Source organism: Paracoccus sp. PAMC 22219 (assembly GCF_000787695.1).
Classification (GTDB): domain Bacteria; phylum Pseudomonadota; class Alphaproteobacteria; order Rhodobacterales; family Rhodobacteraceae; genus Paracoccus.
In genome coordinates this window covers 1-13,419 of sequence record NZ_BBPH01000028.1, presented here as the reverse complement: position 1 = coordinate 13,419, position 13,419 = coordinate 1, and the positions used below count along the sequence as shown (strand labels likewise).

The window sequence follows — 13,419 nt, the reverse complement described above, 5'->3', positions numbered from 1 at the left end:
CTGCAGGATCAGCCAGATCAGCGCCGGGTCGTTGCAGAAGAAGCTGTGGATCAGCGGATTGCGGAATTCGGCCATCCAGGCGCCGTACAGCCGTTCCGGCAGCGCGCCCAGCAGGTCGCGCCTGAACCCGCGGATCAGCCCGCGCAGGGTGCCGCGCCCCTCCGCTCCCCGGGGCCGGGGCGTCACCGCGCGCCCACGGGCCGGGTGATCCGCCCCGGCGACGGCTTGCGCCCGGCGAACCGCTGCGCCAGCGTCCGCGGCCCGGCGGTGATCGCGAAATAGTCGTAATCGCCTGGCCGATCAAAGGCGCACAGATACTGGAAATGCAGCTTGAACCATCGGTTCTTCAACGCGGCCTGCCGGTCCGGCGACAGCGTGTGCGTGAACGCCGCCGAGATCACCAGCGGCCAGCGCTGATCCGGGCCGCCCTGTCCGCAGACCGCCACCGGGTCGCACAGCGCGAAACAGCAGGCGTCGCCCGGCGCGGTCACGTCCAGCCAGAACAGCCCATCGCTGCGCGACAGCCAGCCCAGATCGTCGCGCAGCCGCCCGGCATCGGGCAGGAACGCCGCCATTGGCACCACATGCCCAAGCGTCAGCAGCGACAGCGCCGGGCCGGGGTCGTCATGTTCGCGCAGCAGGTCCGCCAGCAGCGACACCGCCAGATAGGCGCCCGAGGAATGGCCGACGACCAGAACCTCGTCCGGGCCATCGTCCAGGATCGCGCGCAACCGGGCCCGGAACTGGTCCAGCCGATCCTCCAGCGCGGGGGGATAGGCGCCGCGGTGCCGCGCGGTAAAGGCATAGTCATGCATCAGGTAATAGGCGAACAGCCGGTGATCCAGTCGCCGCCCCAGGACCAGCACGCCCCACGCCACCGCCAGCCCCACGGGCACGCCCAGCCAGCCGCCGACGACCCACGCCGCCAGCCCCCCGGCCAGCAAAGCCAGCGCCAGTTGCGCCAGCAGCACCGCGATGGGATACAGCGCCGCGATGACCGGCCCGCGCCGCAGCCGCATCAGCCGCGACAGGGTGCCCGTCGCGATATAGGTCCAGGACGTCCGCGCCAGCTGTGCGAACGTCCCCGCGATGCCCTGCCGCATCGAGGCTTGGACGATGTCGGACCACAGCGCGACTTCGATCACGGTGGTGGTGTCGCGACCCTCGACCCGGCCATGGACGGCCCAGGCAAAGCCCTGCGCCTGCGCCTTGGTGATGCGCAGCCGGTGGCCGGAGATGCGGGATTGGTCCGCTGCCTCGCGCCGGTACAGCTCGCGATAGCGGCGCGGCGGGATGGGGTCGAAGCCCGGCAGGTACAGGACGTGGCGGCGGAACGGTGCGGTCATGGGAGCCCTTGACTGTCCGGCACCACCTTAGGTGGAAATGCCGCCACGGCAAGACCCGGTCAGCCGCGCCAGCGGGCCTCGTGCGCCTCGATCGCGGCGATGCGTCGGGCGGCAGGGGGGTGGGACAGGAACCATGCGGGCGCGCCGGCGCCGCCGCTGCCGGTCAGGCGGTCCAGCTTGAGAAACAGCGATTTCTGGGGCGCGGTGCCAAGTCCCGCCTTGATCATCAGCGCGCTTGCGAACCGGTCGGCCTCGAACTCGTCCTGGCGCGACAGGCGGGCGGCGACGGCGGTGGCGATCAGGTTGGCGATCCAGGTGCCGATGCCCGGCAGGAACCGCCCCAGCACGCCCGCCAGCGCCATGCGGATGGCGTTCTGGCCCGCGAAATCGATCATCCGGCGGCGCGAATGGCCCAGGCTGACATGGCCCAGCTCATGCGCGATGACGCTGGCCAGTTCCTCGGGGGTGACCTCGTCGGCATCCAGCTTGCGCAGGAAGCCGCGGGTCAGGAAGATGCGCCCATCCGGAGCGGCAAGGCCGTTCACGGGGTCGATCTCATAGACATGGGCGCGGATCGGGGGCAGGTCCATCGCGCGGCCAAGCCGATCCAGCATCGGCGTCAGGCGCGGATGGGTCAGGGGCGTGGCCTTCTGGTTCAGCTCCTGCCGCAGGCGCCATGCGGAAAAGAACCACATCGCGACCAGGTACAGCGCCAGCAGGATGAAGGGCAGATAACGCATCATCCCCTCTATATGGTCGCACCCGGTCCGCGATGCCAGAGCCTGCGCCCCGCCCATATCGCCGCAGCCAGCACCGCGGCCGCAGCCAGTGCCTTGAGTGCCGCTGCCTCCTCTCCGCGAAAGCCGCGCCCGGCCAGATGGCCCGCACCCAGGTGCAGCGCGGCCCAGATCGCCTCTCCGGGAACGGAGGCGGCCATGAACCGCGCCAGCGACAGGCCCGCGGCCCCCGCGACATAGTTGGTGGCAGGCCCAAGCGGGGTCACCAGCCAGCGCGACAGGAACACCGCCCACGCACCCCGCCGCGCGATCAGTGCCTGCGCCCGCGCCAGGATCGCGCCGCGCCTGCCGCGCATCAGCCAAGGCGCATCCGGCGCGCCAGAAGGAACGCCGCCGCGTCGCCCGCGCTGGCGCCCAGGACCGCGCCTACCCAGATCAGCCCCATGTCCAGATGCCCCGTCCCGGTCAGCGCCCCCGCCGCCACTAGCACCGCCGAGGTCGGCACCGGCACCATCATGCAGGACAGAAACGCCATCGCCCCCACCAGCCACGGCCCCCAGACGGGCAGCAGGGCGGTCAGGTCCGCGATCATCCCATCAACCGCATGGCGCGCGTCAGCCCGTCCAGCGTCAGGGGCAGCATCCGGTCGGGAAAGACCTGCTGTACCATGCCGATGGACTGGGTGTATCCCCAATGCGCCTCGGGGACCGGGTTCAGCCAGACATGGTCGGGCCAGGCCCCGGCCAGCCGTTGCAGCCAGACCTGCCCGGATTCGGGGTTCCAGTGCTCGTTGGCCCCGCCCGGCACCGCGATCTCATAGGGCGACATCGAGGCGTCGCCCACCACGATGCATTTGTAATCGCGGCCATAGCGGTGCAGCACGTCCCAGGTGGGCGTCTGCGCGTCCCACCGGCGGCGGTTGTCGGTCCACACGCCTTCGTACAGGCAGTTGTGGAAATAGAAGTGCTGCATGTGCTTGAATTCGGCGCGGGCGGCGCTGAACAACTCGTCCACCACGCGGATGTGGTCGTCCATGCTGCCGCCGACATCCAGGAACAGCAGCACCTTGACCGCGTTCCGGCGTTCGGGCCGGGTCTGCACGTCGATATAGCCGTGATCGGCGGTCGCGCGGATGGTGCCGGGCAGGTCCAGCTCGTCCGCGGCACCGTGTCGCGCCCACTGGCGCAGACGCTTCAGCGCGACCTTGATGTTGCGGGTGCCCAGTTCGGCGGTGTCGTCGAAATCGCGGAACTCTCGCTTGTCCCAGACCTTGACGGCGCGGCGGTGGCGGCTGCCGTCCTGGCCGATGCGCACGCCTTCGGGGTTGTAGCCATAGGCGCCAAAGGGCGACGTCCCCGCGGTGCCGACCCACTTGTTGCCGCCCTGATGGCGCCCCTGCTGTTCGGCCAGCCGCTTGCGCAGCGTGTCCATCAGTGCCTGCAGGCTGCCCAGGCCCTGAACCTGCGCCTTTTCGTCGTCCGACAGCAGCTTTTCGGCCAGCTTCTCCAGCCACCCTTCGGGCAGGGCGCGGCGGTCCAGCAGGTCGCCGACATCGACCTGTTCAAGCCCTGAAAACGTTTCCGAAAACGCGCGGTCAAAGCGGTCGATATGGCGTTCGTCCTTGACCAGCACCAGCCGGGCCAGGCCGTGGAACCCCTCGACCGTCATGCCGTCCAGGCCCGCGCCCATGCCCTCCATCAGATCCAGCCATTCCCGCAGGAAACGGGAACCCCGTGCCTGCGCAGATTGTCCAGAAAGGGCAGGAACATCAGGCCATCCGGTGAACGATGATCGTGGCCACCACGCCGATCATGGCCAGGCCAAGCCCAAAGGCGATCGCGTACTGGATCCGGTCCGCGCGGGTGCCGCCCAGCTGTCCGGCACGGCGCCAGCCCAGGATTGCACCGATTGTGATGGCTGCGATGACGATCATGACGGTCCTTCCCGTGGCATCCAAGGCCACCAGCAGATACCCCGCCCCGGCCCCGCCCGCAACCGCGACCGCTTGTCCCCGCGCGGCGGTGCCACTAGCGTCGCCACCGGGGACGGAGGATCGGCATGCAGGATTTCGGGGATTACGACTATATCATCGTGGGCGCAGGCTCGGGCGGGTGCGTTCTGGCGAACCGGCTGTCGGCCAATCCCGCGAACCGGGTCCTGCTGCTGGAGGCGGGGGGCCATGACAACCGACTGTGGGTCCATATCCCGGTGGGCTATCTGTACGCGATGGGCAACCCGACGCTGGACTGGTGCTATCAGACCGAACCGGAACCCGGTCTGAACGGCCGCCGCCTGAACTATCCGCGTGGGCGCGTGCTGGGCGGGTGTTCGTCGATCAACGGCATGATCTACATGCGCGGGCAGGCGGCCGATTACGACCGCTGGCGGCAGATGGGCAATGCGGGGTGGTCCTGGTCCGACGTGCTGCCGCATTTCCGCGCGACCGAACGCCACTATGAGCCGGCCTGCGACATCCACGGCGACCAAGGCGAATTGCGGGTCGAACAGCAGCGGCTGCGCTGGCCCATCCTGGATGCGGTGGCCGAGGCCGCGCAGGAGCTGGGCCTGCCCGCCAATCCGGATTTCAACCGGGGCGACAATCTGGGCGTCGGCTATTTCCCGGTGACGCAGCGCAAGGGCATCCGCTGGAACGCGAGGAAGGCATTCCTGAACCCCGCCCGCGGCCGCCCCAACCTGCGGATCGAGACCGACGCCCAGGTCCTGCGCCTGCAGACAGACGGCCGCCGCGTCACGGGCGTGCTGTTCGACCAGCATGGCCAACGCCGCCTGGCCCGCGCGCGGGGCGAGGTGATCCTCGCCGCAGGCGCCATCAATTCGCCCGCGTTGCTGGAGCTGTCGGGCATCGGTCAACCGGAACGGCTGGCGGCCTTGGGCATCGCGCCGGTCCATGCGCTGCCGGGCGTCGGAGAGAACCTGCAGGATCACCTGCAGCTGCGCACGGTGTTCCGCATCACCGGGGCGCGGACGCTGAACGACCGTGCGCGGACGCTGTGGGGCAAGGCGGGCATCGCGCTGGAATACGCGCTGCGCCGGACGGGACCGATGGCGATGGCGCCAAGCCAGCTGGGGATATTCGCGAAATCGTCGGAGGCGTTCGACACGCCCAACATCGAATATCACGTGCAGCCGCTGTCCCTGGGCAAGTTCGGTGACCCGCTGGACGATTTCTCCGGGCTGACCGTGTCGGTCTGCAACCTGCGGCCCGAAAGCACCGGGTCGGTGCACATCACCGCGCCCGATCCACGGGCCGCCCCGGCCATCGCGCCGCGATACCTGTCGACCGAAGGCGACCGGCAGGTGGCCATCGACAGCCTGCGCCACGCGCGCCGCCTGATGCAGACCGCCCGCATGGCCGAATTCGCGCCCCAAGAGCACAAGCCCGGCGCGCATCTGCAAAGCGACGCCGATCTGGCGCAGGCGGCCGGAGAGGTGGGGACCACGATCTTCCACCCGGTCGGCACGACGCGGATGGGGTCGGACCCGATGGCCGTGGTCGATGCGCAACTGCGCGTGCACGGTCTGTCGGGGCTGCGCATCGCGGATGCGGGGGTGATGCCCGCCATCGTGTCGGGCAACACCCATGCGCCCGTCACGATGATCGCGCACAAGGCGGCCGCGATGATGCTGGGGGTTTAGGTCAGCATCGCGCGGAATGCGTGCCAGCTGGCCTTGGGGGTCCGCACCATCGTGTCGTAATCGACATGGACCAGCCCGAACCGCGGGCCGTATCCCCAGCCCCATTCGTAATTGTCCAGCAGCGACCAGTAGAAGAACCCGCGCACGTCCACGCCCTGATCCATCGCCGCGCGGGTCGCGCGCAGGTGGTCGCCGATAAAGCGGATGCGGTCCTGATCGTCGGTCGGCACCGCCGATGCCATGCCGTTTTCCGTGACATAGAGGGGCAGGTCGCCCGTGTGATCACGCTTGAGGCGCACCAGGAACTCGGTCAGCCCTTCGGGGCGGATCTCCCAGTCCATCTGGGTCTTGGGCAGGGGGCCGGGTGCCTCGGACGCGTGGGGCCACAAGCCGTCGTTGCCGGTGTACAGGCGGCGGGTGTAGTAATTGACGCCCAGCCAATCCAGCGGTTGCGCGATCAGGGCCATGTCGTCCTGCCAGCGGTCGGGCAGGTGCGGTCCGATCCCGGCCAGCGCGGCATCGGGATAGCCCTGGCCCATCAGCGCGCGGATGAACCACTGGTTATAGATCGCGTCCTGCGTTTCCGCCGCCTGTTCGGCCCCGGGCGTGGTGTCGGCGGCGTGGCTGGTCTCGAAGTTCAGCACGATGCCCAGGTTCGACGCGCCATCGGCGCGCAGCGCCTGCATCGCGGTGCCATGGGCCAGCAGGACATGGTGCATGGCGCGACTGGCGGCGCGAATGTCGCGCAGGCCGGGGGCATGGGCGCCGATGAAGTGCGACAGCCAGGCGATGCACCACGGCTCGTTCAGGGTGGCGGCCGAGGCCACGCGGTCGCCGATGCGGGCGTTGATCGTGGTGCATAGGTCCGCGAAACGCTGCGCCACGTCGCGGTTCTGCCAGCCGCCCTGGGCCGACAGGGCCGCGGGCAGGTCCCAGTGGTGATAGGTCAGGAACGGCTTCAGCCCGCGTTCCAGCATCCCGTCGACCAGCTTGTCATAGAAATCCAACCCCTCGGGGTTCACGATCACGCCGTCCGGCATCACCCGCGCCCAAGATGTCGAAAACCGATAGGCGTCGAACCCCGCATCGCGGATCAGGTCCAGGTCCTGCGGCCACAGCGTCAGGTGATCGCAGGCGCGGCTGCCGTTGCTGTCGTCCATGATGTTGCCGGGCGTCGCGGCGAACGTGTCCCAATGCGTCAGGCCCGCGCCGGCCGTGCCCTCGATCTGATAGGCCGAGGTGGCGGCGCCAAAGGTGAAACCTGCGGGAAAGTCGGTGCGGGGCGGCAGCATGGGCGTCTCCGGTTCGGTCAGGTGCGGGGGGCCAGCTGGCGCCAGCCAAAGGCCAGTACGAAGATGGCCGTCAGGATCACGATGATGGTCGGTGCGGGCGCGCTGTCCAGCCAGAAACTGGCCCAGATGCCCGCAAGGCTGCTGAATGTCGCGATGGCGGTCGCCAGCGCCATCATCACGGCCAGCCTGCGGGTCAGTAGAAATGCGATGGCGCCGGGCGCGATCAGCAGGCCCACGGCCAGGATGATCCCCACCGCCGACAGCATCGCCACCACCGATGCCGCGATCATCGCCAGCATCCCGTAATGCAGCCAGCCCACCGACAGCCCCGACACCCGCGCCTGCACCGGATCGAAGGCCAGCAGCGCAAAGTCCCGCCATTTCAGCAGAAGCGCCAGCGTCACCGCCGCGGCAATGGGCAGGGCCTGGGCGAAATCGCCCGGCCCGATGCCCAGGATGTTGCCGAACAGAATATGGTCCAGGTGCACGCCCGGTGGAAAGACCGTGAACAGGATCAGCCCGACCGCGAACATGCCCGCCATCACCACGCCAAGCGCGGTGTCCGGCTTGATGCGGCTGTTGGCGTCCAGCCAGCCTGACGACAGCGCGCAGATCATGCCCGCCGCGAAGGCTCCGACCAGCAGCGGCAGGCCCATCGCATAGGCCAGCACGATGCCCGGCAGGACCGCGTGGCTGATGCCGTCGCCCATCAGCGCCCATCCCTTGAGGACCAGAAAGCAGGACAGCAGCGCTGCCGGGATGGCCACGATCACCGCGATCATCGCGGCATCGGCCATGAACGGAAAGGTGAAGGGCAGGATCAGGCTGTTCATGGCCGCCCCTCGACCGCGGCACGGGCGCGGCGGCGCGTGGCGCGCAGCCCGTGGGTGGGAGCAAAGACGAAGGCCGCCAGGAAGATCAGCGTCTGCAGCGTCACGATGATGCCGCCCGTCGCCCCGTCCAGAAAGAAGCTGGCATAGGCGCCGATGGCCGAGGTCGTGGTGCCGATGGCGACCGAGATCATGATCAGCCGCGGAAAGCGGTCGGTCAGCAGATAGGCCGTGGCCCCCGGCGTCACCACCAGCGCGATGACCAGGAACGCGCCGACGGTCTGCATCGCGGCCACGGTGGACGCCGCCAGCAGGGTGAAGAACAGCGCCTTCATGCGGTTCGGGTGCAGGCCGATGGTGCGGGCGTGGGTCTCGTCAAAGAACACCACCATCAGGTCGCGCCACTTCAGCAGCAGGATCGTCAGCGTGACGGTCGAGATCAGCACCAGCTGGACCACGTCACCCGGCGCGATGGCCAGGATGTTCCCCATGGTGATCGCCTGCAGATCCACCGCGACCGGGTTCAGAGAGATCATGAACAGCCCGATGCCGAAGAAGCCGGTAAAGATCAGCCCGATGATCGCGTCCTGTTTCAGACCGGTGCGGGTGTTCAGGAACAGCATGGTCAGCGCCGCGAGCCCGCCCGACAGGAAGGCGCCCAAGGCGAAGGGCAGGCCCAGCATGTAGGCGCCGGCGACGCCCGGCACGATGGAATGGGACAGCGCGTCGCCGATCAGGCTCCACCCCTTGAGCATCAGATAGGCCGACAGGAACGCGCAGACGCCCCCGACCAAGGCCGAGACCCAGATCGCGGTCGTCATGTAGCCATAGGTGAAGGGGGTAAGGGCCAGTTCCATCATCGGGCGTCGCGCGCGCGGGTTTTGCACCCCCGCACCCCCGCAGGGTATTTCGGCAACGAAGAAACGCTCATGCGCCGCCCCCCGTGCGGGGACGGTCGTCATAGAAGATCAGCGGGCGTTCGTCGTCGGTGAAGACGTCGACATTGCGGGCATCGGCATCGGCATGCAGGTCGGTCCCGCCCAGCATGAAATGGCGCAGCGTGCCGCCGAAGGCCTGGCGCAGGTTGGCGGGGGTGAAGGTGGTTTCCGTCGGACCCGAAGCCAGCACGGTTCCTCTGACCAACACCACGCGGTCGCAGTATTCAGGGACCGAACCCAGATCGTGGGTCGAGACCAGCATCACCCGTCCTTCGTCGCGCATCTGGCGCAGCAGGGTGATGATCGTCTGTTCGGTCTGCACGTCGACGCCGGTGAAGGGTTCATCCAGCAGGATCACCCGCGCCTCCTGCGCCAATGCGCGGGCCAGGAAGACGCGCTTCTTTTGCCCGCCGGACAGTTCGCCGATCTGGCGGGTGGCGAAATCGGTCAGGCCGACGCGGGCCAGCGCGTCGGCGACGGCCTGCCGGTCGGCGGGGCGGGCGCGGCGCAGAAAGCCCATGTGGCCGTATCGGCCCATCATCACCACGTCGCGCACCAGCACCGGGAAGGTCCAGTCGACCTCCTCGGCCTGCGGGACATAGGCGACCAGGTTGCGCGACAGCGCCTGGCGGACGGCCAGACCCAGAATGCGCACCTGGCCCGTGGCGTGCGGCAGCAGGTCCATCAGCGCCTTGAACAGCGTCGATTTTCCCGCGCCGTTCACGCCGACCAGCGCTGTCACCGACCCTTGCGGCACGGTGAAGCTGGCCTGCGCCAGCGCGCGGTGGCCGTTGCGATAGGCGACGGTCAGGTCGCTGACCTCGATGCCCAGGGGATCGTGGGGATCAGCCATCGGCCAGCGCGTCCACGATGGTTTCCGACGTGACCCGCAGCAGGTCCAGATAGGTCGGCACCGGGCCGTCCGCGTCCGACAGGCTGTCCACATAGAGGATGCCGCCGTATTCGGCGCCGGTCTCTGATGCGATGCTGCGCGCCGGGCGGTCCGAGATTGTGCTTTCCGAAAAGATCACCGGCGCACCGGTGTCGCGCATGGCGTCGATCAGCGCGCGGACCTGTTGGGGCGTGCCTTGGCCTTCGGCGTTGATGGGCCACAGGTACATCTCTGTCAGGCCGAAGTCGCGGGCCAGATAGCTGAAGGCGCCTTCGGATGTCACCAGATAGCGGCGGTCTTCGGGCAGGGCGCGGGCGGCGTCTCGCAGGGGGCCCACGACGTCGGCGATCTGCTGTTTGTAGGTTTCGGCGTTGGCGGCATAGGCGGCGGCATTGTCGGGATCGGCCGCGGCCATCGCGGCGGCGATGTTGTCGACATAGATCTGCGCCGAATCCAGCGCCATCCAGGCATGGGGGTTCGGCAGTCCGTCATAGTCGCCGCCACTGATCGGCAAGGGGTCGATGCCCGCCGTCACCTCGACGATCGGCACGTCGCCTGCGCGGTCCAGATACTGCTGCGCCCATCCGTCCAGGTTCATGCCGTTGACCAGCACCAGGTCCGCATCGGCGATGCCGATGATGTCGCGCGGGCTGGGCTGATAGTCGTGGATCTCGGCCCCCGGCGGGGTGATCGAGGCGACCTCGGCCAGGTGGCCACCCACGTTGCGGGCCATGTCGGCGATGATGGTGAAGCTGGTGGCGACCTGCAGCTGGTCGGCATGGGCGTGTGCAGGAACCAGGAACAGCAGGGGGGTCAGGAATCGGTACATGAAAGCCTCCGTTATCGCCCTTATCTGCGAACCGTTCGCAACTGTCAAGAGATGCGAACCAGTTGCAACTGGAGGGCCGCTGCGGCAGAATGTCGTCCATGAAGGACAAGCGTGCGGACAGTTTGGAACAGGCCCTGCGGGAGGCGGGCGTGCGCGTGACACGCCAGCGTGCGGCGCTGTTGCGCGTGATCGCCGCGGCCGAGGATCACCCCGACGCGGCCGAACTGCATGCCCGCGCGGTGACCGCAGGGGCGGGGGTGTCGCTGGCCACCGTCTATCGCACGCTGACGACGCTGCAGGCGCAGGGCGTGATCGAGAAGCTGGAATTTCAGGGCGAACCCGCCCGCTGGGAGGCCGCCGATCAGCGCCACCACGACCACATGATCGACGTGGACAGCGGCGAGGTCGTCGAGTTCACCAACGACCGGATCGAGCGCCTGCAGGCAGAGATCGCCGCCGAGATGGGATACGACATCGTCCATCACCGGCTGGAGCTGTACGTGCGCCGCCGCTGATGCAGGTGTTCGACAAGATCATCAGCGACCGGGGGTCGCGCTATGCCGTATCGGGCGGGCCTGCGGCGGATCGGGCAGCCGTGGCCGCGATGCTGGCAGAACTGACGCGGGTCAAGCGGTTCCAAAAGGCCACCTACCACAGCTGGGCCGCCATCCTGGGCGGAGAGGGCGTCAAGGACGACGATGGCGAAAGCGGTGCGGGCCAGTTGATCCTGCAGATGCTGGACCGCGCCGGCCTGCAGGATCATGTGGTCATCGTCACGCGCTGGTATGGCGGCAAGCATCTGGGCGGGGACCGGTTCCGGCATGTCGCCGATGCGGTGCGCCATTACCTGCGCGTGACGGGTCTGGGCTAGCCTCTCAGGGCTTGAACATCACCTTGCCGGTGCGGCCCGGCGTCAGGGCGGCGGTCACGGCCTGGGTCGGTTCGTCCAGCCCGAAGGTGCCGCCCGCGGTCAGGTCCAGCTTGCCGTCCATCACCAGCCCGATCAGCTCGCCGAACATGCGCTGGCGATCCTCGGCCGGGGTGGCGGGCATCACCTTGGCGCCCCAGAAGCCCTTGACGGACAGATGCTTGAAGATGATCGGCCCGGCAGGCAGCTGCAGGTCCTCTCCGGTGGTCGAGCCGAAGGTGACCAGCAGGCCCTCGGTGCCCAGCAGGTCGACCAGCCCGGCAGCGACCGTGCCGCCCACCGAATCGACCGCGGCGCGGGCGCCGTCCTTGCCCACGATCGCGCGGGCCTTGGCCACCCAGTCCGGATCGCTGGTCGAGATGACGTCGGTCATGCCGATCGCGGTCAGTTCCTCGACGGCCTCGGGGCGGCGCACCAGGTTCAGCAGGCGCACGCCGCGCGATTGGGCCAGCACGGCCATGATCTTGCCCACGGCGCCGTTGGCGGCGGTCTGGATCACCCAGTCACCGCGCGACACGTGCAGGAATTCCAGCAGCGTGATCGCACTGAACGGCATGGCGATCAGCTGGGCCGCGGCCTCGTCGGGCATCTCGTCGGGGACGGGGATGGCGCCGGCGGCCTGGGCGATGGTGTATTCGGCCCAGGACCCGCTGACACCCGCGACGGCGACGCGGCGGCCTTTCAGGGCGGGGTCGACGCCGGGGCCGGTCTCCTCGACGATACCCACGGCTTCGCTGCCGGCGGTGGCGGGCAGGTCGGGGCGGACGCCGTAATTGCCGCGAATGGTCCACAGGTCGTGGTTGTGGATGGGCGACAGGACGACGCGGACCAGCAGCTCGCCGTCCTGCGGGGCGGGACGATCGGTGTCGGTCGATTGCAGCACGGCGGCGGGTTCGCCGAAGCGGTCATGGGTGACACTGCGCATGGGGTATCCTTTCGGTCTTGTTCGTTGGACTGGACCTAGGCACTGCCCATCGCCGTTGCCAGTGCCGGCGGCCCACCAAGGTCAGGGTGACTCGGCGTCAAGCGGCCAGTTCGGCGGGAACCTCGCGCGACAGCGCACGTGCCTCGGCCCGGTCCAGGGCGGCCAGGATCTGGTCGGTCGTGGCACCCCGTGACCGCTGCCTGTGCCAGATGCGCAGGCAGGATGCGGGCGACCAGGGCAGGGCGGCCCGCGCCAGCCACGCGCGCAGCGGCGCGGCAGCGCGTCAAAGGCCGCCATCGGGTCGCGCGTGCGCCGCCGCTGGCGCTGTGCGGTCCGGCCCAGGTTGGCGCAGCGGCGCATCAGCATGACGCGGCCTCGTCCACCGGATCGACCACCACCAGCAGCCGCGTCTGGCCGGGGATGGCGGGCGGCGACCGGTGCAGGATGCCGGTCGGTTCGGCCCCCCAGTTGCGGCCGCGGAACAGGGCCGCGGTGCCGGTGGGCATCTGCTGGATGCGGTCGACCTGCGCCGGGCCGCTGGCGGGACCGAACTGCGTGCCCGCCCCGCGCAGCGTGCAAAGCAGCCGTGCACGCACCGCATCCAGATGCCATTTCGGACAGGACTGCCCGTCCGTGACCTCGACCCGCAGGGTGACCAGCAGCGCGCCCATGGGACGCGCCGCGTGCTGCGTCAGGTCGGCCACATGGTCGATCAGCGCCCGGCGATGGTCGCAATCGGCCAGCGCCGCCGCGTCGCAGGCGCCGCGAATGGCCGCCGCCGCGTCCTGCGGGCGCAGGGTCTGGCGCAGGCGGGGCAGGCGTTCGGGCGCAGCCGCGTCCAGGCCAGGCCTCGCCCACGCCGCGTCGGTGAACCGCTGCCACAGCGCGACCGCGACGCCGGGCAGGGCGATGGTCCCCAGCACGCGGGGGTCGTGGCCGCTGTTCGATCGCCGTGGCAGGGGCGGGGGCAGGGCGCAGGACGACACGCTGGTTCATGCCGCGACCTCCGCGGCGCGGCGCCAGGCGGGGAAGGGGTCGGGCAGGG

At 69.2% G+C, this 13,419-nt stretch carries 16 protein-coding genes and 2 pseudogenes; 3 read left to right on the top strand and 15 right to left on the bottom strand.

Annotated elements, in window-relative coordinates:
• The 7 genes and pseudogenes from TY51_RS04860 to TY51_RS22480 form a co-directional block, all read right to left on the bottom strand.
• Window positions 1-186: pseudogene (locus TY51_RS04860) on the bottom strand (cytochrome P450); the annotation flags it as partial.
• Window positions 183-1,346 (bottom strand): hypothetical protein, encoded by a 1,164-nt coding sequence (locus tag TY51_RS04855; RefSeq protein ID WP_042246607.1) that lies wholly within the window; start codon window positions 1,344-1,346, stop codon window positions 183-185. The pseudogene TY51_RS04860 and the gene TY51_RS04855, both read right to left, overlap by 4 nt.
• Before the next feature lie 59 nt (window positions 1,347-1,405).
• Window positions 1,406-2,089: a M48 family metallopeptidase gene (locus tag TY51_RS04850; RefSeq protein WP_042246604.1), complete on the bottom strand. Its 684-nt coding sequence runs from the start codon at window positions 2,087-2,089 to the stop codon at window positions 1,406-1,408.
• A 5-nt stretch (window positions 2,090-2,094) separates the two neighbouring features.
• Complete coding sequence (locus tag TY51_RS04845) at window positions 2,095-2,439, bottom strand: DedA family protein (RefSeq protein ID WP_042246601.1); 345 nt, start codon at window positions 2,437-2,439, stop codon at window positions 2,095-2,097.
• A complete protein-coding gene (locus tag TY51_RS04840; protein WP_042246598.1) occupies window positions 2,439-2,675 on the bottom strand; it encodes a DedA family protein in 237 nt (78 codons plus the stop codon). The genes TY51_RS04845 and TY51_RS04840 overlap by 1 nt, the downstream gene beginning before the upstream one ends.
• Window positions 2,672-3,852, bottom strand: a pseudogene (locus TY51_RS04835) (VWA domain-containing protein). The gene TY51_RS04840 and the pseudogene TY51_RS04835 overlap by 4 nt, the downstream one beginning before the upstream one ends.
• Window positions 3,852-4,016, bottom strand: a complete 165-nt coding sequence (locus TY51_RS22480; RefSeq protein ID WP_197054643.1) for a hypothetical protein — start codon at window positions 4,014-4,016, stop codon at window positions 3,852-3,854. The pseudogene TY51_RS04835 and the gene TY51_RS22480 overlap by 1 nt, the downstream one beginning before the upstream one ends.
• A gap of 125 nt (window positions 4,017-4,141) precedes the next feature.
• Here TY51_RS22480 and TY51_RS04830 point away from each other — a divergent pair, with 125 nt between their 5' ends.
• On the top strand, window positions 4,142-5,740 hold the full coding sequence (locus tag TY51_RS04830) for a GMC family oxidoreductase (RefSeq protein WP_042246595.1): 1,599 nt from the start codon (window positions 4,142-4,144) through the stop codon (window positions 5,738-5,740).
• On the opposite strand, the gene TY51_RS04825 is transcribed toward TY51_RS04830, so the two are convergent.
• The 5 genes from TY51_RS04825 to TY51_RS04805 form a co-directional block, all read right to left on the bottom strand.
• Window positions 5,737-7,032, bottom strand: a complete 1,296-nt coding sequence (locus TY51_RS04825; protein ID WP_042246592.1) for a GH1 family beta-glucosidase — start codon at window positions 7,030-7,032, stop codon at window positions 5,737-5,739. The two genes, TY51_RS04830 and TY51_RS04825, sit on opposite strands and share 4 nt — an antisense overlap.
• Window positions 7,033-7,049: 17 nt before the next feature.
• On the bottom strand, window positions 7,050-7,865 hold the full coding sequence (locus TY51_RS04820) for a metal ABC transporter permease (RefSeq protein WP_042246590.1): 816 nt from the start codon (window positions 7,863-7,865) through the stop codon (window positions 7,050-7,052).
• Window positions 7,862-8,722: a metal ABC transporter permease gene (locus tag TY51_RS04815; RefSeq protein ID WP_042246620.1), complete on the bottom strand. Its 861-nt coding sequence runs from the start codon at window positions 8,720-8,722 to the stop codon at window positions 7,862-7,864. The genes TY51_RS04820 and TY51_RS04815 overlap by 4 nt, the downstream gene beginning before the upstream one ends.
• Window positions 8,723-8,789: 67 nt before the next feature.
• Window positions 8,790-9,653, bottom strand: a complete 864-nt coding sequence (locus TY51_RS04810; RefSeq protein ID WP_042246588.1) for a manganese/iron ABC transporter ATP-binding protein — start codon at window positions 9,651-9,653, stop codon at window positions 8,790-8,792.
• Window positions 9,646-10,521: a metal ABC transporter solute-binding protein, Zn/Mn family gene (locus tag TY51_RS04805; protein ID WP_042246585.1), complete on the bottom strand. Its 876-nt coding sequence runs from the start codon at window positions 10,519-10,521 to the stop codon at window positions 9,646-9,648. Before TY51_RS04805 ends, TY51_RS04810 begins: the two co-directional genes overlap by 8 nt.
• A gap of 98 nt (window positions 10,522-10,619) precedes the next feature.
• On the opposite strand from TY51_RS04805, the gene TY51_RS04800 reads away from it, so the two are divergent.
• Window positions 10,620-11,036 carry a Fur family transcriptional regulator gene (locus tag TY51_RS04800; protein WP_042246617.1) on the top strand — a complete coding sequence of 139 codons (417 nt, stop codon included), beginning with the start codon at window positions 10,620-10,622 and terminating at the stop codon, window positions 11,034-11,036.
• Window positions 11,036-11,392, top strand: coding sequence for a YigZ family protein (locus tag TY51_RS04795; RefSeq protein WP_042246582.1), 357 nt, complete (start codon window positions 11,036-11,038; stop codon window positions 11,390-11,392). Before TY51_RS04800 ends, TY51_RS04795 begins: the two co-directional genes overlap by 1 nt.
• Window positions 11,393-11,396: 4 nt before the next feature.
• Here TY51_RS04795 and TY51_RS04790 read toward each other — a convergent pair whose 3' ends face one another.
• The 3 genes from TY51_RS04790 to TY51_RS04785 form a co-directional block, all read right to left on the bottom strand.
• Entirely contained in the window at window positions 11,397-12,374 is a 978-nt protein-coding gene (locus TY51_RS04790; RefSeq protein ID WP_042246578.1) for a zinc-binding dehydrogenase, read from the bottom strand.
• Window positions 12,375-12,471: 97 nt separating this feature from the next.
• Window positions 12,472-12,591 carry a DUF6525 family protein gene (locus TY51_RS23170; protein ID WP_231558906.1) on the bottom strand — a complete coding sequence of 40 codons (120 nt, stop codon included), beginning with the start codon at window positions 12,589-12,591 and terminating at the stop codon, window positions 12,472-12,474.
• A 142-nt stretch (window positions 12,592-12,733) separates the two neighbouring features.
• Complete coding sequence (locus TY51_RS04785; protein WP_052649791.1) at window positions 12,734-13,360, bottom strand: DUF1826 domain-containing protein; 627 nt, start codon at window positions 13,358-13,360, stop codon at window positions 12,734-12,736.
• Window positions 13,361-13,419: the final 59 nt, after the last annotated feature.

Bases quoted from the DNA above. Each gene is read 5' to 3' on its own strand.
- TY51_RS04830 (WP_042246595.1), top strand. From the start codon at position 4,142: ATGCAGGATTTCGGGGATTACGACTATATCATCGTGGGCGCAGGCTCG.
- TY51_RS04845 (WP_042246601.1), bottom strand. From the start codon at position 2,439: ATGCGCGGCAGGCGCGGCGCGATCCTGGCGCGGGCGCAGGCACTGATC.
- TY51_RS04850 (WP_042246604.1), bottom strand. From the start codon at position 2,089: ATGATGCGTTATCTGCCCTTCATCCTGCTGGCGCTGTACCTGGTCGCG.
- TY51_RS04795 (WP_042246582.1), top strand. From the start codon at position 11,036: ATGCAGGTGTTCGACAAGATCATCAGCGACCGGGGGTCGCGCTATGCC.
- TY51_RS04855 (WP_042246607.1), bottom strand. From the start codon at position 1,346: ATGACCGCACCGTTCCGCCGCCACGTCCTGTACCTGCCGGGCTTCGAC.
- TY51_RS04820 (WP_042246590.1), bottom strand. From the start codon at position 7,865: ATGAACAGCCTGATCCTGCCCTTCACCTTTCCGTTCATGGCCGATGCC.
- TY51_RS04825 (WP_042246592.1), bottom strand. From the start codon at position 7,032: ATGCTGCCGCCCCGCACCGACTTTCCCGCAGGTTTCACCTTTGGCGCC.
- TY51_RS04815 (WP_042246620.1), bottom strand. From the start codon at position 8,722: ATGATGGAACTGGCCCTTACCCCCTTCACCTATGGCTACATGACGACC.
- TY51_RS04810 (WP_042246588.1), bottom strand. From the start codon at position 9,653: ATGGCTGATCCCCACGATCCCCTGGGCATCGAGGTCAGCGACCTGACC.
- TY51_RS22480 (WP_197054643.1), bottom strand. From the start codon at position 4,016: ATGATCGTCATCGCAGCCATCACAATCGGTGCAATCCTGGGCTGGCGC.
- TY51_RS04805 (WP_042246585.1), bottom strand. From the start codon at position 10,521: ATGTACCGATTCCTGACCCCCCTGCTGTTCCTGGTTCCTGCACACGCC.
- TY51_RS04790 (WP_042246578.1), bottom strand. From the start codon at position 12,374: ATGCGCAGTGTCACCCATGACCGCTTCGGCGAACCCGCCGCCGTGCTG.
- TY51_RS04800 (WP_042246617.1), top strand. From the start codon at position 10,620: ATGAAGGACAAGCGTGCGGACAGTTTGGAACAGGCCCTGCGGGAGGCG.
- TY51_RS04840 (WP_042246598.1), bottom strand. From the start codon at position 2,675: ATGATCGCGGACCTGACCGCCCTGCTGCCCGTCTGGGGGCCGTGGCTG.